This is a genomic window from Streptococcus oralis (assembly GCF_023110055.1).
Taxonomy (GTDB): domain Bacteria; phylum Bacillota; class Bacilli; order Lactobacillales; family Streptococcaceae; genus Streptococcus; species Streptococcus oralis_BY.
Genome location: NZ_JALDVG010000001.1, coordinates 1,262,571 through 1,279,531 on the forward strand (window position 1 = coordinate 1,262,571; position 16,961 = coordinate 1,279,531).

Below are 16,961 nucleotides of genomic sequence, written 5' to 3' on the forward strand. Positions count from 1 at the left end.
GTAAAAGCAGAATGCTGTATCGGCGGATATTTACTCTATTTTTCAAATGATTTTATCCTTAGAGCAAAAGAAAAAGACCTAAGCGGTCTTTTCATTTTTATTAAACGCGTTCAACTTTACCTGATTTCAAAGCACGAGCTGAAGCCCAAACTTTTTTAGGTTTACCATCGATAAGAACCGTAACTTTTTGAAGGTTTGGTTTTACGGCACGTTTTGTTTGGTTCATCGCGTGTGAACGGTTGTTTCCTGATACAGTCTTACGACCTGTAAAGTAACATACTTTAGCCATTGTGTTTTCCTCCTATTAGATCTAATATAGCGGATGTGCTAGCACCACATACCGTACTATGTTATCACACTTTCTTGAATTTATCAAGGGCCTAAACTATTTTTTTATTTAACGTAAACAACTCCAAGTTTACCAAAAGCGACTTCTCCACGGATAATCAAGGTTTTGTTTGTTGGTGCTACAGGAGCGTCTGCCTTAGCTGCACCAAAGGATGTTTCTACTTTCAAATCGACACGCCAGTGTTGTGGAACATAGACGGTTGCATTCCCGAAAGCCACTTCAATATTTAAAGTCGCAAAATCACCTAACATCTCTGCATTATCATAGTAGATTTTAGCATCCCCAAAAGCGACTTCCACTTGGTCATCTACGAGATCTTGATCCTGTTTATAGAAGGTCCCGCTACCAAAAGCGACTTCCTTATCCGTGACGACTGTTTTTTTCCCATTGTACCACCATTTTTTTTCATTCCAGAACTTACTTGAGTGAGTAAGATAACCGACACCTAGAACTGCTAAGATACTAGCCCAAAACAAAGACTGGTTTGGAATAGGAAAAATGTTATAAAAATGATTCGCAATCATTAAGGCTACTAGAGCGGTAAAAACTGCTGATGTTAGATGACGACGAAGCAAAGCTTCAACTGATTGGTAAGCAAAAAAAACAATACCTAGTAAAGGCCATATCTTGCCATCCAAAGAAGGAATTCCAAAATTCCCTTGCAGCAAGATCCAAGCTGCTAAAACCAATAAAACAATACCAAATGCTTTCTTTTTCATCTTTTTTACCTCATGTTTCTTAGATTTTCTTTTAGGAGGGATTGGTAATGCCGTGAGACATGAACCTCCTTGTGCGTCTGATAAAAGGAAATGGTCCCCGTTCCTGAAAAGGACTTGTCCACTGAGTAAATCTGACGGATGTTTGCGATCGTTGACTTGGAAACTCGACTAAAATAGCGAGGCAAGATAGACTCCAACTCATAAAGTTTGAGACGAACTTCATAGGCTTCCTTCTGGTTATGAGCGTAGATCTTGCTCCCTTCTGTTTCAAAGAAGAGAATTTCTGACAGGTCTAGATAATATTCACCTGTCCCCTTGTAAAAAGTCAACCTCGGAGCCTTTGACTCTTGCAAAAGTCGTTGCAAGTCTGCAATTTCATCTGTCAAAGTGGGGGTCTTGATGACAATTTCAGTCTCCTCTAAATTGCCGTCAATCTCAATTCGTAACTTCATCACATCTCCTTTCTGACTCTACTATATCAAAGCTAAGTTAGGAATACAAGGGCAAAAAAGCAAGTGGTCATTTTGAAGCAGTAAGTGGTTGTAGGACTAGCTTAACTTACATGTCAAAATAAGAAGAAAAGGAGCCCCCACATGAGACCACAAGCATAGCCAACCAAGACATCCTTGGGATAATGAACACCACCTAGTACTCGGACCAAGGCTAAGAGTCCTGAGCAAATAAGAAAGATCATTCCGATCAAAGTCCAAGCATGGAAACAGGCCATGGAGATGATAGTTGCTGAAAAGACATGGCGACTGGGCATAGACTGTCCCGAACTATCTTTTTCAAGCAGGGGACGGATATCCCAAGTTTCGTAGGGACGCGGATGATTGATTTTCTTACGAAAAAGGGACAAGATCACAAAACCTGTAGCGGGGACAAGCAAATAGACCACAACTTGCTTCCCAAGTCCTAGCTGCAGATAAGTAGTGACTAGCAAGGTCAAATAGACCAGAGGCATGGCGACTGTCATCAAACGATTGAAACTGCGTAACAGAAATAGAAGAGTGGGATGGCTGGTGAGCCTAGAGCTGATATTTCGATACCATTCTTGATAATTTTTCATTTATACTTCTCATTCATTACTTTGTTTTCGTCTATAGGTGAGACGTTTGTCTTCTAGTATAGTGCAGAAAAAGAAGGCCGTCAAGCCTTCTTTTGATTTATTCTTCTGCTTCGTCTTCTGTAAACTGACTATTATAGAGATCCGCATAGAAACCACCTTGAGCCATGAGTTCTTCATGATTGCCTTGTTCGATGATATTTCCATCTTTCATGACCAAGATCAAGTCTGCATTTCGGATGGTTGACAAGCGGTGGGCGATGACAAAGGAAGTTCGACCTTCCATCAAACGGTCCATGGCTTTTTGAATCAACTCCTCTGTACGTGTGTCGACTGAGGATGTCGCTTCATCCAAAATCAAGAGTGGTGCATCTTTGATAAGGGCACGAGCAATGGTTAAGAGCTGTCTCTGTCCGACTGACAAGGTCACTGTATCATCTAAAATAGTATCGTATCCATCTGGTAGGGTCATGATAAAGTGGTGGATTCCTACTGCTTTTGCTGCTTCAATCATTCGTTCATCACTAATCCCTGTTTGGTTGTAGATGAGATTATCACGAATGGTTCCTTCAAAGAGCCAAGTATCCTGCAAGACCATTGAAAAGGCATCGTGCACTTCAGAGCGCTTCATGTCCTTGGTATCCACACCATCAATGCGGATACTTCCCTTATCTAGCTCATAGAACTTCATCAAAAGATTGACAATGGTTGTCTTCCCAGCCCCAGTCGGTCCAACGATTGCGACCTTTTGACCTGCATGAGCTGTCGCAGAAAAATCATGGATGATGGTGCGCTCTGGTGTATAGCCAAAGGACACGTGATCAAAGACTACTTCCCCTTTCATGTCGCTCAATTGTCTCTCCTTATGAGATTCATCCTGCATCTCAGCTTCAGCTAGAAATTCTAATACACGAGTCATGGCTGCACTCGCTTGTTGCAGGCTCGTAATCCCTTGGGCAATCTGTGACAGAGGTTGGGAGAAGGTCCGTACGTAAACCATAAAGGCTACGATAATCCCTATAGTGATATGCCCTTCTAACGCCAGCGCGGCCCCAACGATGATGACTAAGACATAACTAAAGTTCCCAACAAAGAACATGGCTGGCATCATGATACCAGAGATAAATTGAGATTTCCAGATACTGTCATGCAAGTCTTGGTTTAACCCTGCAAATCTCGCTTTGGAGGTGTCCACTGCGTTGTAGCTGGTCACTACATTATGGCCAGAGTACATCTCTTCCACATAACCATTGACGGCTGCTAGATTATTTTGCTGAGCTTTAAAATAACCCTGTGACTTGGCCATGATTACGGAAACCGCTGCAAAACCAACAAGGGTTGATACAACGGTTACCAATGCCAAAATCCAGTTCATCCCAAACATGGTCACCAAGACAGCAATCAACAAGGAACTAGCTGAAAGAACTGTCCCTAGACTTTGGTTGAGAGATTGCGCTGCTGTATCCACATCATTGGTCACGCGCGAAAGGGTATCTCCTTGTGAATGACGGTCAAAATAGCCAAGTGGCAAACGATTAATCTTTTCAGCGATAGCCGTCCGCAAGCGTTTTGAAAAATGTTGGATACTCGTTGAAAAGATATAGGCCTGTGTATAATTAAGGATAGCTCCAAATACATAGAGAATCACTAAAAAGCTAGCAATGTTTGACACAGCTACCAAGTCGATTTCTGTAGCCAAGCCATCTGAAATCAAGTTAGTAATTTCTTTAATCTTAGTTGGACCATAAACGGTAATAATGCTTGAAATGATAGCAGCCACAACTGCTAGTAGGAGAGGGAGTTGGAGGCCTGCCATATAAGGTTTGCACTGTTTCCAGACCGAAACTTTTTTATTTTCCATGTTCCAATTCCTCCTTCGATAGTTGTGAGTAGGCAATTTCTTGGTAGACTTCGTTGCTAGCTAGAAGTTCCTTGTGGGTGCCTTGTCCCACGACTTTACCTTGATCCAAAACTAAGATCAGGTCGGCGTCCATAATGGTAGAAATCCGTTGCGCTACGATGAGCTTGGTCATGGATTTTGTTTTCTCAGCTAGCTCTTGGCGAAGGACACGATCTGTCTTGTAGTCCAAGGCTGAGAAGGAATCATCAAAGATGAGAATCTCTGGTTTACGAGCCAAGGCACGCGCAATGGCCAGACGCTGTCTTTGACCTCCTGAGAAGTTGGTTCCACCTTGGGCTACTTCTGATGCAAGACCTGCTTCCTTGTCCTCGATAAATGCTTTAGACTGGGCCAATTCAAGAGCTTGCCACATAGCAGCCTCGCTCAGAGGAGTTTCTTTGCTCTTACCAAAGTCCAAGTTCTCCTTGACATCTCCAGAAAAGAGTACAGCTTTTTGTGGAATATAGCCGACCTTATTGCGCAAATCTTCCAAGTCATAATCTTGTACATTGACACCATCCACTAGGATTTCTCCATCAGAAACGTCGTAAAAACGTGGCAAGAGGTTGACAAGCGTAGATTTACCAGAACCAGTCGATCCGATGAAAGCCACGGTTTGACCCGCTTCTGCTTTGAAAGTGACATGTTCCACGACTGCTTCTGAGTTTTTAGAGTAGCGGAAAGTTACATCACGGAATTCCACTTGCCCTTGAACTGAAGGATCCGCTGTCTGTGCATGACTAGGATTTTCAATAGAAGAATGCAGATCCAATACTTGATTGATACGTCCTGCCGAAACCAAGGTACGAGGAAGAACGATAAAGAGTGCTCCCATGAGAAGGAATCCCATCACGATCTGCATAGCATAGGACATGAAGACCACCATATCACTAAAGAGTGGTAGACGTTCTGTCAAACTTGCATCGTTGATGATATAGGCACCAATCCAGTAAATGGCTAAACTTAGTCCACTAGAAATCGCCATCATGATCGGGTTCATAATCGCCATCAATCGATTGACAAAGAGATTGAGACGTGTTACCTCGTCATTGGCTGCTTCAAATTTCTTATCTTGGTAATCTTCCGCATTATAAGCACGAACAACTCGAATCCCAGTCAAACTTTCACGAGTGATACTATTGAGTTTATCTGTTAATTTTTGGATGACCGATTGTTTTGGAAAGGCCAGAGTCATAAGAACGGTGGTCATCAAGACATTCACAATAACAGCCACAACGACCGCCCAGAGCCAGTATTCCGATTTCCCAAGGATTTTTCCAATGGCCCAGATAGCCATAATTGGCCCACGAGTAACCACTTGCAAGCCCATGGTAAAGAGCATCTGTACCTGGGTAATATCATTGGTCGTCCGAGTCAAGAGACTTGGGATTGAAAAGCGCTTGATCTCTGTCTGCGAAAAATCTAAAACACGATGAAATACGTCTCTACGTAGATGGGTTGTATAGGATGCTGCAACGCGAGCGGCAAAGAAACCAACCATAACAGATGAAAAGAAAGCCAATAAAGACAAACCAATCATCTTCGCAGCTGGTGACCAGAGTTCACCCAACTGCGTTCCAGACGTTCCCAGTAATTCTGTAATTTGCGAAATATAAGTCGGCACCTCTAACTCTAGATAGACCGAGAAACAAGTGAAAAGAATCGTAAGGACGATCATTCCCCACTCTTTTCCTGTAATACGTTTAGCGAGTTTCTTCATTCTCTCCTCCTATCTTCTCAACATTTTCTTGCAATTGCCCGAGTACCTTTTCAAAGATTGCCAAGTCTGACTTTGAAACCCCCTCTAGCAGACTCTGATCGATCCGATCAAAAAAAGCTTTAACTTTTTGCATCTGCGAACGCGATTTCTCCGTCAGGCGAACAAATTTTGCTCGTTTATCACTTGGACTGGCCTCTAACTCGACTAAATCATTTTGTACCATACGCTTGACCAAGTTGCTTGCAACTGACTTGGTGATATTGAGTTCTGTCTCAATATCCTTGATAAGCGTTAATTCCTGATCATGCTCACGACGATCTAAAAACTGCAGGACCTGTCCTTGCGGTCCCCCCATAAATTCAATACCGCAACGTTTGGCTTCTTTCTGCAACATCAGGTGGATCTGGTACCCAAAACGTTTAAAAATCAACAACGATTTGTCCATGATTGCTCCCTTCTCATGATTTTATATAGTTCTCTGGAGAACTAATTTAGTTTTCATGAGAACTATTTTACCACTTACAGAGAATATGTCAAGAAAAAAGTTTCCTAGAGAACTATTTTTTGATAAAAAATCCCAAGTGAGCTTCTCACTTAGGATTATGTTTTCTAGATTAAATGTCTATCTTGCAAGTTTTAGTTTTGCTTCAAAATCATTGATCACCTTTTGCAGATTGAGCCTGCCTCTGTAGATGCCATAACCAAACAAGAGCATGGCTAAGACACCCAGAAGGGCTAGGACAATTCCTGCAATCAGTGCTAATAGATTAGTCTCATGAAAGAAGTAAATTAGAACAAGACCGATACTGGCAATGACAAAGAAGAGACTAAACCAGCGTCCTAGATTTTCAATCATATGCTTCTGGTAGTGAATTTCTGTTTCATAACCTTGAATCAATTCTTGTTCTGTCATGATTTTCTCCATTCTTTATTTTAGTCAAACAAATTGATACTAGACTAGCAGCATATCGGACTTACTGCCAGTCTGAAACTTGAGTAGGAATTAGTATTTCAGTTGAGGATCAAAGATGCCCAGTGCTACACCAATCAAAGCAATGACAACCAAGAGGAGCATAACAAGGTTTGGTGATACTTTTTTCTTGGCCATCAGCCACCAGCAAAGGGTGATAAAGCCAGCTGTTAAGAGACCTGGATAAACACCGTCAATCTTTTCTTGTAGCTTCAAGAAGGCTTCGCCATCCGCATTTTTCAGCTCAAATGAAGTCGTTACAGATACCCAAGTTGCAGCAACTGCCCCGATAACCATACCACCAATGACACTGATTGCCTTACGAAGGGCCTGTCCTTTAGGTCCTACAAGGAATTCTACCGCCTTGTCCCCTAATTCATAGCCTTTGAAGTAGGCAAAGCGCATCCCGCCATAGATGAGAACATTCCAAACAAGGATATAGAAGAGAGCCCCGATAGGATTTCCACCTTTCGAGAGGCCAAGGGCAATCCCCAGCAGAACTGGAATTAAAGTTCCGACAACCAAAGAGTCACCGATACCTGCGATAGGCCCCATGAGACCAGCACGCATACCATTAATAGTTTCTCCATCAACTGCATCACCATTGGCACGCGCTTCTTCCAAACCAGCTGTAATCCCCACTACCAAAGCTCCGAGCTGAGGTTCTGTGTTGAAGAAAGCTGTATAGGTCTGCATAGCTTCTTTCTGCTCTGCTTTGTCTTTGTAGAGTTCTTCCACAATTGGTAGCATAGAGGTCAAGTAACCAAAAGTCTGCATGTGCTCTTGGGAGAAGCAAGTCAAATGACCATAGTACCAATGGTGGAATGATTTCGCTAAAGTCTTTTTAGTTATTTTCTTTCTTTCAGCCATCTTAGATATCCTCCTCATCGTCATCAAAGTCAGCCCCACCAGCCGGCGCGGTCACACGAGCTGATTTGATTACTTCCAATTCATAGTAAATTACTGCAAAAATCAATGAAACAACTGCACTGGCAACCAAATTAAGACCAAGTGACTTAGCCAAGGTGAAGCCCACAAAGAATGGGATAAAGTCAGCAGCCTTGGTAACGATTTGTTTCAAGAGAATGGCAATACCTACACATGGGAGAAGAGCTCCGACTGTAAAGAGGGATTTCATGATGAAGCCATCCATTGGCAGGTGAGTCTTCATCAGCTCAACCATATCGGGGCCAAACTTAGTGATAAGCATTGTTGGAAGGAAAGAGAAGACAAAGTGGGAAATCCAAGGATAAACCCAGTCAACAGCGTAAAGCTTTTTAAATTCGCCTTTTTCAACGGCTTTCCAACCAATGTGCTGCCATATCAGGTTTGTAGTGGCTGTTCCATAGAAGAGAACTGTACCGATAGTACCAACTGCTGCTCCGATTGGTGCAGCTGCTGCAGCGATAGCAGATTCAGACGTGATTCCTTTAGAATGAACAAATAAGATTGCGAGAGGAATCCCAATGTAAGAAATCGCCCGCACATCAGCAGAAACTGTACCACCTGGTGTTACTAGAGCGATGTAGAGAACCTGAAGGGCTACCCCAACCATAATCCCTGTTTGTAAGTCTCCGAGAATCAGCCCGCTAATCAAGCCCCCGACCAGAGGACGTCCCAAAGTGTAGTTACCAATACTAGAACCACCCATACCAGGCATAGAAGCTAAACTAGCGAAAAGACCCAGTAAAGCGGCTTGCAGCCAAGAAATTGTCATAATAGACTCTCCTTTTTATTATTATAATTAAAAACCAAATTTAGACTTGAAATCGCTCCAATAACCTATGGAAACATCTGGTAGAAGCTGGAATTTGACTTTGTAGCCTGCTTTTTCGATCGCCTCAATCGCTTCTGCCTCTTCCTGGGTAATGGACTGGTTATTCCCCAGCTTAATAGCTCCAGGACGGTCATTAGCAGGGCCAATGATGATTTCCTTAACATCACCAGGTACAAAGCCTTGGTCCACTAGGATTTCTTTCATGTCCACAGGATTTTTCGTAATGAGGAAATAGCGGCTGTCTGACTCTGTGACCTTGCCTGATTTTTCCTTGAAAGCTTCCTTGGTCCAAACAAAAGTCTTCTTGTCAGAAGCTCCCTTGTAGGCCTGAATCAAAACCTTGTTTCCTGCTGCAGCATTATTTACTGCAATCAAGCCATCACAAGGGTATTCCTTGGCCCAGCGAGTGACTGTTTGACCGTGGATCATGCGGTCGTCAATCCGTACAAATGATACTGTCATCTTTAAAATCTCCTTTTATCTTTTAGAATGTATGGCGGAAGTACTAAATGTCGTCTTCATCTTCGTCAGCTGCATCACTTACGACTTCAAATTCCTGCAAAGCAGCTGTAGCCTCGGAAAGGATAGCCTGAGCTAGCTCTTTTCCGTCTAATATGTCTTTCATAACCAAACCAGTCAATCCCATGGTCAGGTTCAAACCACCCAAGATAACTGCTGAGTCGAGCTTACCCATGTCAGCTAAGACACTAGCTGCTGTCGTCAGAGGACTGCCTCCTACAATATCAGCCAGAACTAAGACACTGTCATCAGCGCTTAAGCCAGCCAAGGCCTGAGTAAAATTAACTGCAAAATCATCAACTGACTCGCCTTCCTGAAGACCAACCGCAATGACCTGATCCGTCTTGTCTCCGGCAAACATCTTTAAGGAACTCTGCACGCCTGCAGCCAGTCCCCCATGGCTGACCAGTACAAGGTATTTCATCTTTCCTGCCTCCTTTTTCCTTCTAGCTCTTAGCCAAGTAAGGCTTTAAATGATGAAGGATTTATTGATGATTTTATTTTACAAATTTTGAAACCGATTTCATATTGTCAAATGTCATTTTGCCCAGATGACATTTGTTAGGAAAAATATGACATTTGTCATATTGGTCTAGGCAGCTGTGCTTTTTTCTGACTTAATTAGAAATAAAAAAGAAAGCAGATTATTTTCCGCTTTCTATTTCTCTTTGAATGCTCGGCAAGGCACTGTCAATCTCTTGATTCTGCATAGCATTTTGAATCAGATAGTCCATCCTGTCCATGGTATGACGGTCTACTTCAAGACTGATGTCAATGATGGAGCGATTCATCATGTGGTCTAACCTCTCAGAAGTCAAGGAATCCAGGCCAAAATCATCTGCCTGTAAGATTTCTCTGGCCTGTTGACTTTTCACCACAGATGGTAAGACTGAGGTCCCCTGCGATTTTTCAAACAAAGCCTGCTGGCTTTCTTTATCCTGTGACAGCAAGAGCATAAATTCCCAAGCCAGCTTCTCTTGCTTGGTATTGGAAGACATGGCAAAAAGCGAGGTCTTGACCTGTGTTCCCATCACCTGACTATTGGCTGTCGGCATCGGGATACAGGTCCAAGAAAAGCTGGAATATTTGGCAACATGGTAAGGGTAAGGCTTGTAGGTCCGATACTGGGCCAGACTCATAGGATAGAAGGCCACCCGTCCCTCATCAAAGTCATTAGAAGTCACCTTATAGTGTTGGCTGAGCATATCTAGCTTGCTCATAAAGGTCAAGGCTTGGTGCATCTCTGCGCTGTCTACATTGATACCGGATTTATCGATAAGATGGCCGCCGTAAGCTACCAGAGCCTGCTGCCAAGTGTAATCTGTTATACCGTACTGATCCACCACACCATCGCCATTGGTATCCTTGGTTACTTTCTTGCAAATCTCATAGAAATCCACCAGGGTCCAGCCCGACTCAGGAATGCTAATTCCTTCTTTTTCAAGCAGGTCTTTATTGACACACATCATAATAGGATTGCTCTCAACTGGAAGGGCATAGCTGACTCCCTGATATTGCCCAGCCTCATAAGCCACTGGATAAAAAGCCTTTCGCTCATCATCCGTTAGGAGGGTATCCAAGGATTTAAGCGCGCCAGTCGAAGCCAACATACTAAAGTCGTTTTCTGGTACCATAAAGAGATCTGGCTGCTTGCCTTTCAAGACTTCCTCTGCCAGCCAGTCAGCATAATCATCCTTGGGAATACCGCTTTCGTAGACGACCTTGACATGAGGATGCGTCTTTTCAAATTTTTTAATCAGGCTGTCCAAGACCTTGTTTTCGCGGCTGTTAGGCACATCCCAGCTAGAGCCAGCATAGATCCCGATACGCAGGACTTTTTCCTGAGCTGAATCCCAAAATACAAAAGCCAGAGCAACAGATATAATCAAGACAACCAGCAGGGACAAATTTCTCAATCTCCACTTCATTTGTCGCTTTCCTTACTAAAATCTCTCTGGGTGACTCCAGTCTGTACGGCCCAGATAGCCAGTTGGGTCCGGTCACGCAGGTTGAGCTTGGCTAGGATACCCGACAGATAATTACGGACTGTCCCTTCTGATAGAAAGAGTTTGGCTGCAATTTCCTTATTCGAAATCCCAAAGCCAATCTGCTGGATAATCTTCCACTCCGTCCGGTTCATGTCCTCCACATTTTCCTCTGTCACTGTGATGGCAAAGTTGGACTGGGCCATCTGTGAAAAGATTTTGAAGACCTTGGTGGCAATATTGGGATTGATCATAGCTCCGCCTCGATAGACTGTTTGAATAGCTTCATGAAGCTCTTCTGTCGAAACCCCTTTAAGAATATAACCAGAAGCACCGTATTTGAGAGCTGAGAAGATAAATTCATCATCGTCAAAGGTCGTTAGGATGATAATCTTGACATCTGGATACTGCTCCTTGACAGCCTTGGTACAGAGAACACCGTCCATGACTGGCATGCGAATATCCATCAAAATCACATCTGGGCGCACCCGATGAAGCTTTTCCATCACTTCCTTGCCGTCTCCGACCGTCCCGACTACCTCAATATCTGCGTGGGCAGACAGAATGATTTGCAGAGACTCGCGAATCAAGGCCTGATCGTCTGCTATTAAAACCTTAATCATGTCTTCCTCCTATTTTTGGAATTTCGATATGCGTGTAGAAACCGTCCTGATTTTCAAAGCGGACGCTTCCGCCAATAATCATTAGGCGCTCCTGCATCTGCTTGAGGCCATAGCCATAGTGGAGTTCATCAAAGCCAACACCATCATCCTGAATGGTCATTACATAAGCTTCTTCTTCCTCTAGTAGCTCAATCCAGATAGTCTTGGCATGCCCATGGCGGACAGAGTTGGTAATCGACTCCTGGATCACTCGGAAGACAATGTCTTCCTTGGAAATATCCAAGTCAATATTATCCCATTTGTAGAGGAGATGAATCTCCAAGTTGGAGATGGCTTCATACTCACGGGTAATCTTAATCAGAGCTTCCTTCAAAGTGTTATTTTCCAGAGCTCCCGGGCGCATCTTATTGAGCGAGCCTCGGACGTCACGGATACCATCTCGAACGACGACTGAGACATTATTAAGCTGCTCCTTAGCCCGATTGGTATCAATATCAACCAATACCTTGACCGCATCAATACCCGCTGAAATTCCTGTCAGGGCATGGCCCAATGTATCGTGAATCTCTCTGGCAATCCGCTTCCGCTCTCGATCTTCTGCTATTTTCTCAGACAAAGCCAGGTAAGAGTTCAGCTCGCGATTGGCTTGAAAAGCCATGCGAAGCTCTTCCTCAATACGATGGCGCTCCGTAATAGCCGACAAGATATAGAATAGCAAGGAAATCATAAAAACGACAATATTAAGCGAGTAGAGAAAGTTCTTGCCAAATAAGAGCAGAAAGCGTACAGACTCAGGATAAAAACGAATATAGGTATCCAAAGACGGCAGATTGATAAAGAGCGACATGAGGTTATAGTTGGACAAGAGCAGCATGCCAAAGCTCAAAATAATGAAAGAAAACCAGTACTTTTTGTCCTTGGAAGCATTGAACTCCTTAGAGCCATAGAAAATATCCGCAAACACCAAGAGAATCAAGCCATTGTAGGACGAGTGCAAGACGGAAAAGATGACCAGCATGAGCAGGATTTCAATAATGGTCACCTTGTCATAGACGGACAGCTGATTGGGGTGACGCTCCCGATAGTACATGACTAAAAGCAGACAGGCATACAGACTAATAGATACCCTGAAGATTAGGCTAGGAGAGCCCGGAATGGCATCCAAACGCTCCAAAAGCGAGTGACTGAAGCCCTTAGCCGCTACATAGTTGGTCGCAAAGAGATAGATGGATGCATTATAGACAATGGCAAGCAGATTGATGACCATTAGGGCTATTTTGCTGTAAAAGATACTTTTTTGAGGTCTCATTATTGCCACCCTGTAACTGTGTATTGACTGATATTATCTCTATTAACCAGATGAACAGGAATCAGGTATTGGCTGTCGTAGGATTTCCCCTCCTGCATCAGCTCAATTACTTGCGCCACCTTGCGTCCCATCTGAATGGGCGATTGAGCCACGGTTCCCTCTATATCACTAGTCGTAGCCAAAAAGTTTTTGATATCAGGTGATCCATCCACGCCGTAGATGGAGATTTTCTTATCAAGACCTTGATTTTTAATAGCTGCTAAGGCGCCGATAGCTGCCCGATCATTGAGCGCCATGACTACATTAAAGTCCAAACCTTCGTCTAAGGCACTTTTTACTTGCGGCATGCTTTCCTCTGTCTGACCCAATGTTTCTTTCTGGGAAATAATCTTGTAGCTAGGCTGTTTTTCAATCGTATCAATAAATCCCTGAATCCGGTCCATGGCAGAGACGGCATTGCGGTGCTCTAGAAGGAGAATATTAGCAGAAGGCAAGCGCTTCATCATGTCCTGGGCAATCAGGACGCCTGCTTGGTAGTTATCCGACACAATAGTCGTATCCACTTTTACATCCTGACTGATAGGCGCATCCACTACGATGATTTTAATCCCAGATTTCTTGGCCTTTTGAAGAGAGGAAATAATGCTTGGACTATTGCTTTTTACCGGATTGATAACAATGACATCAACCTTTTCTCGGACAAAAAAGTCAATCTGCTGGCTCTGCTTGCCCTCATCCAACTCAGGATCCCGCACGTAAAGCCGGCTGCCCTGCTGGTTGGTTTTCTTCTCCAGCTCCGCATTTAATGTCTTATAAAAATCATTATTCATGGTCATGTAGGTTGCCCCAATCTTGACCTGCTTCTCACCTGGCATAACGCCCTTGAAATAAACAAAAAACAAAGCAAAAATAAGCAGAATGAAAAGCGGCCAGAGAGCCTTCTTCTGATAATGCTGAACCCGTTTTTTGACATTAGCTGCTACCATTTCCCCCCCTATGCCGTAAGCGCCTTTATAAAACATATAGGATTATTATATTACAAAACCGCCAAAAAGCAAAATCTTTCCAAAATGACTATCATAAAAAAAGCGAGACAGAATCTAAAAATTCATTGATTTTTGATTCTTGGTCCCACCTCGGCAATCATAATTAAACTTTTAAAAGCTTGAGAGAAATAGAATTCAGTCAAACAGATCTTGCATCTTACAAAACTGAATGCTGATTTTTTAGAGCTAGGTCATTTCCCACTCTTTGCTTCTTGCTTAAAAGGGAAGTTCCTCTTCTTCCAACACTAAATCTGCCAAATCACCTCCGCTGTCATTTTCACGCAGAGCACGCTGGGCGCGACTTCCAGGAGATGGAAGCTATGACAGAGCACCTCTGTCACATAATGAGTCGCCCCTCCTTCTCGTAGCGACGAGTCCGCAACTCACCATTCAGGGAAATCAAGCTGCCCTTACTTGCATAGCTGGCTAAAGTCTCAGCTAGGCGTCCCAGACAACCACATTTACAAAATCCGCTTCACGCTAACCGCTCTGAGATTGGTGGTACGAGTTAAAAGACTGGGAATAGAGAATTTCTTAATCTCTGTCTGCGAGTAGTCTAAAACTCGGTTAAAAATATCACTTCTTAGCCTACTAGTATAAGAAGCAGCCACTCTGGACGTAAAAAATCCAACTGCAACTGCGGACAAGAAGGCCAGAAAAGACATTCCCACCATCATACCTACTGGTTGCCATAACTCATCTAAATTAGTTTCTTTAATTCCCAACAAATTCGTGATTTTCGAGATATAGGTCGGTACTTCCAACTCCAGATAAACCGAAAAGCAGGTGAAGAGAATGGCTAGTAGGATCATCCCCCACTCTTTTCCTGTAATACGTTTAGCAAGTTTCTTCATTCTCTCCTCCTATCTTCTCAACATTTGCTTGCAATTGCCCGAGTACCTTTTCAAAGATTGCTAAGTCTGACTTTGAAACCCCCTCTAGCAGACTCTGATCAATCCGATCAAAAAATGCCTTAACTTTTTGCATCTGCGAACGCGATTTCTCCGTCAGGCGAACAAATTTTGCCCGCTTATCGCTCGGGCTCGCCTCTAACTCAACCAAACCATTTTGCACCATACGCTTGACTAGATTACTCGCCACAGATTTGGTAATATTGAGTTCCTGCTCGATATCCTTAATCAAGACCAGTTCCTCTTTTTGTTCACAATGATCTAAAAAACGCAGAACCTGCCCTTGCGGTCCACCCATAAATTCAATGCCACATCGCTTGGCTTCTTTCTGTACCATCAGATGAACCTGGTGTCCAAAACGTTTAAACATTAACATCGGCTTGTCCATGATTGCTCCTTTCTCACGATAAATATAGATCTCACAAGAACTATTTAAGTTTCCATGAGAACTATTTTATCATTTTCAGAAAAGATGTCAAGAAAAAAGTTTCCATGAGAACTATTTTAGTTTAAATTGACATTAGGCAATATTTTTTCTATAATAAGCACTAACTACTGTGGATAGAAATCCATTCACTCGATGAAGGGAGAAAACGTTCAAATGAAACCAGAAGAACAAAGAGTTTTAGGAATCTTGGCAACCATTTTTGGAGCCATCGCACTTTTAGGATCCTGGATCCCGTTTATTAACTATCTATCATTTTTCATCGCCATTGTCGCATTTATCTTGGGGATTATAGGCCTTATCGTCAATCTCAAAAAACGAAAAACAATGGCCATTATCGGAACATCCCTTGCAGTTGCTTCTGTTGTACTTTTCTTTACGACCCAGATACTGTACGCTAATGTCTACAAAGAGTTTGTCAGGGAGTTTAACCATTCCTATAGAGAGGCAAGTGCCTCAATGGAGCGCGAAGAAGAAAGCGACTTGACAGATGATAGCGCCTATTCCATCCCAGAGGAGGAAGAAGACGATAACTTCACCTGGACCCAGGAACAGTTCGACGCCTTAATCGAAGGTGACCTTGATAACAAAGGAAAAGGTGGTACCAACTACAAGGATATTATCAAAAAACACGGACTACCAGACTCCGAATTTGACTCCACTATCGGAGGGTATGATACGAGAAAAATCACCTATATCTCCATTGGTGACAAGATCAAGACTGTTACCTTAACTTTTGCAAAACAGGACAATGGACAGCTCTTGCTCGTTCAAAAACATGCAGTCGGTCTAGGTCTAGAAAAAAACAAGCAACAAAACGATTCTGAAACCAGAGTTTAAGTTCAAATATCAAAAAAACGAACAGCTAGTAAAACTGTTCGTTTTTCTATTAGAATCCATCTACGTTTGTGTAGATCTTTTGTACGTCTTCATCGTCTTCAAGAACGCTGTAAAGTTTTTCAAAGGTTTCAAGGTCTTCGCCTGACAATTCCACTTCAGACTGAGGAATCATTTCCAATTCAGTCACTTGGAATTCTTCGATGCCAGACTCACGAAGGGCAACGATAGCCTTGTGAAGGTCTGTTGGAGCTGTGTAAACAGTGATTGTTCCTTCTTCTGCTTCTACATCGTCCACATCAACATCTGCTTCGAGCAATTGCTCAAAGACTGCGTCCGCATCTTCACCTGCAAATACGATAACACCCTTATTGTCAAAGAGGTATGAAACCGAACCAGAAGCACCCATGTTTCCACCGTTTTTACCAAAGGCTGCACGGACATTGGCTGCGGTACGGTTGACGTTTGAAGTCAAGGTATCAACGATCAGCATAGAACCATTTGGTCCAAAGCCTTCATAACGCCCTTCTGTAAAGGTTTCGTCTGTATTTCCTTTGGCTTTATCAATCGCTTTATCGATAACATGTTTTGGCACTTGGGCTTGTTTGGCACGGTCGATAACGAATTTCAAAGCAGTGTTTGATTCTGGGTCTGGATCACCTTTTTTAGCTGCTACATAGATTTCTACACCAAATTTTGCATATACTTTAGAGTTAGCTCCATCTTTAGCCGTTTTCTTGGCTACGATATTGGCCCATTTACGTCCCATTAGGAATCTCCTTTTT

General features: G+C 43.1%; 19 protein-coding genes and 2 pseudogenes. 1 reads left to right on the forward strand and 20 read right to left on the reverse strand.

What is annotated here, in order from left to right; all coding sequences use genetic code 11:
- Positions 1–100: 100 nt before the first annotated feature.
- The 19 genes and pseudogenes from rpmB to M1G01_RS06040 form a co-directional block, all read right to left on the reverse strand.
- On the reverse strand, positions 101–289 hold the full coding sequence (gene rpmB, locus M1G01_RS05950) for a 50S ribosomal protein L28 (protein WP_001140948.1): 189 nt from the start codon (positions 287–289) through the stop codon (positions 101–103).
- 104 nt (positions 290–393) lie between these two features.
- On the reverse strand, positions 394–1,068 hold the full coding sequence (locus M1G01_RS05955; protein WP_000725755.1) for a LiaF transmembrane domain-containing protein: 675 nt from the start codon (positions 1,066–1,068) through the stop codon (positions 394–396).
- A gap of 5 nt (positions 1,069–1,073) precedes the next feature.
- Positions 1,074–1,520 (reverse strand): LytTR family DNA-binding domain-containing protein, encoded by a 447-nt coding sequence (locus tag M1G01_RS05960; protein WP_000776591.1) that lies wholly within the window; start codon positions 1,518–1,520, stop codon positions 1,074–1,076.
- A 113-nt stretch (positions 1,521–1,633) separates the two neighbouring features.
- The gene (locus tag M1G01_RS05965) at positions 1,634–2,137 is read right to left on the reverse strand and encodes a phosphatase PAP2 family protein (protein ID WP_000800936.1); all 504 of its coding nucleotides are present in this window, start codon (positions 2,135–2,137) and stop codon (positions 1,634–1,636) included.
- Between the two features lie 97 nt (positions 2,138–2,234).
- Positions 2,235–3,995 carry an ABC transporter ATP-binding protein gene (locus M1G01_RS05970; protein ID WP_049550226.1) on the reverse strand — a complete coding sequence of 587 codons (1,761 nt, stop codon included), beginning with the start codon at positions 3,993–3,995 and terminating at the stop codon, positions 2,235–2,237.
- Positions 3,985–5,754 carry an ABC transporter ATP-binding protein gene (locus M1G01_RS05975; protein ID WP_247931399.1) on the reverse strand — a complete coding sequence of 590 codons (1,770 nt, stop codon included), beginning with the start codon at positions 5,752–5,754 and terminating at the stop codon, positions 3,985–3,987. Before M1G01_RS05975 ends, M1G01_RS05970 begins: the two co-directional genes overlap by 11 nt.
- Positions 5,738–6,199, reverse strand: a complete 462-nt coding sequence (locus tag M1G01_RS05980) for a MarR family winged helix-turn-helix transcriptional regulator (protein WP_247931400.1) — start codon at positions 6,197–6,199, stop codon at positions 5,738–5,740. The genes M1G01_RS05975 and M1G01_RS05980 overlap by 17 nt, the downstream gene beginning before the upstream one ends.
- A gap of 177 nt (positions 6,200–6,376) precedes the next feature.
- Positions 6,377–6,667 (reverse strand): hypothetical protein, encoded by a 291-nt coding sequence (locus tag M1G01_RS05985; protein WP_007520704.1) that lies wholly within the window; start codon positions 6,665–6,667, stop codon positions 6,377–6,379.
- Positions 6,668–6,757: 90 nt separating this feature from the next.
- Positions 6,758–7,612 (reverse strand): PTS system mannose/fructose/sorbose family transporter subunit IID, encoded by an 855-nt coding sequence (locus M1G01_RS05990; RefSeq protein ID WP_025172565.1) that lies wholly within the window; start codon positions 7,610–7,612, stop codon positions 6,758–6,760.
- On the reverse strand, positions 7,596–8,441 hold the full coding sequence (locus tag M1G01_RS05995; RefSeq protein ID WP_007520706.1) for a PTS mannose/fructose/sorbose/N-acetylgalactosamine transporter subunit IIC: 846 nt from the start codon (positions 8,439–8,441) through the stop codon (positions 7,596–7,598). The genes M1G01_RS05990 and M1G01_RS05995 overlap by 17 nt, the downstream gene beginning before the upstream one ends.
- Before the next feature lie 27 nt (positions 8,442–8,468).
- Complete coding sequence (locus M1G01_RS06000) at positions 8,469–8,963, reverse strand: PTS sugar transporter subunit IIB (protein WP_004193690.1); 495 nt, start codon at positions 8,961–8,963, stop codon at positions 8,469–8,471.
- Positions 8,964–9,006: 43 nt separating this feature from the next.
- Positions 9,007–9,444, reverse strand: coding sequence for a PTS sugar transporter subunit IIA (locus M1G01_RS06005; protein WP_007520708.1), 438 nt, complete (start codon positions 9,442–9,444; stop codon positions 9,007–9,009).
- Between the two features lie 220 nt (positions 9,445–9,664).
- Positions 9,665–10,948, reverse strand: a complete 1,284-nt coding sequence (locus M1G01_RS06010; RefSeq protein WP_049550223.1) for an ABC transporter substrate-binding protein — start codon at positions 10,946–10,948, stop codon at positions 9,665–9,667.
- Positions 10,945–11,628, reverse strand: coding sequence for a response regulator transcription factor (locus tag M1G01_RS06015; RefSeq protein WP_007520712.1), 684 nt, complete (start codon positions 11,626–11,628; stop codon positions 10,945–10,947). The genes M1G01_RS06010 and M1G01_RS06015 overlap by 4 nt, the downstream gene beginning before the upstream one ends.
- Entirely contained in the window at positions 11,621–12,937 is a 1,317-nt protein-coding gene (locus M1G01_RS06020) for a sensor histidine kinase (RefSeq protein WP_049550222.1), read from the reverse strand. The genes M1G01_RS06015 and M1G01_RS06020 overlap by 8 nt, the downstream gene beginning before the upstream one ends.
- Positions 12,937–13,923: a substrate-binding domain-containing protein gene (locus M1G01_RS06025; protein ID WP_007520714.1), complete on the reverse strand. Its 987-nt coding sequence runs from the start codon at positions 13,921–13,923 to the stop codon at positions 12,937–12,939. The genes M1G01_RS06020 and M1G01_RS06025 overlap by 1 nt, the downstream gene beginning before the upstream one ends.
- 276 nt (positions 13,924–14,199) lie before the next feature.
- Positions 14,200–14,463: pseudogene (locus M1G01_RS06030) on the reverse strand (single-stranded DNA-binding protein); the annotation flags it as partial.
- 14 nt (positions 14,464–14,477) lie between these two features.
- A pseudogene (locus M1G01_RS06035) lies at positions 14,478–14,837 on the reverse strand (6TM ABC transporter family protein); the annotation flags it as partial.
- Positions 14,821–15,282 carry a MarR family winged helix-turn-helix transcriptional regulator gene (locus M1G01_RS06040; RefSeq protein WP_049550221.1) on the reverse strand — a complete coding sequence of 154 codons (462 nt, stop codon included), beginning with the start codon at positions 15,280–15,282 and terminating at the stop codon, positions 14,821–14,823. The pseudogene M1G01_RS06035 and the gene M1G01_RS06040, both read right to left, overlap by 17 nt.
- Before the next feature lie 192 nt (positions 15,283–15,474).
- Here M1G01_RS06040 and M1G01_RS06045 point away from each other — a divergent pair, with 192 nt between their 5' ends.
- Positions 15,475–16,179, forward strand: coding sequence for a CD20-like domain-containing protein (locus tag M1G01_RS06045; protein WP_049550220.1), 705 nt, complete (start codon positions 15,475–15,477; stop codon positions 16,177–16,179).
- Between the two features lie 49 nt (positions 16,180–16,228).
- On the opposite strand, the gene M1G01_RS06050 is transcribed toward M1G01_RS06045, so the two are convergent.
- Entirely contained in the window at positions 16,229–16,945 is a 717-nt protein-coding gene (locus tag M1G01_RS06050; RefSeq protein ID WP_000532894.1) for a YebC/PmpR family DNA-binding transcriptional regulator, read from the reverse strand.
- Positions 16,946–16,961 lie beyond the last annotated feature (16 nt).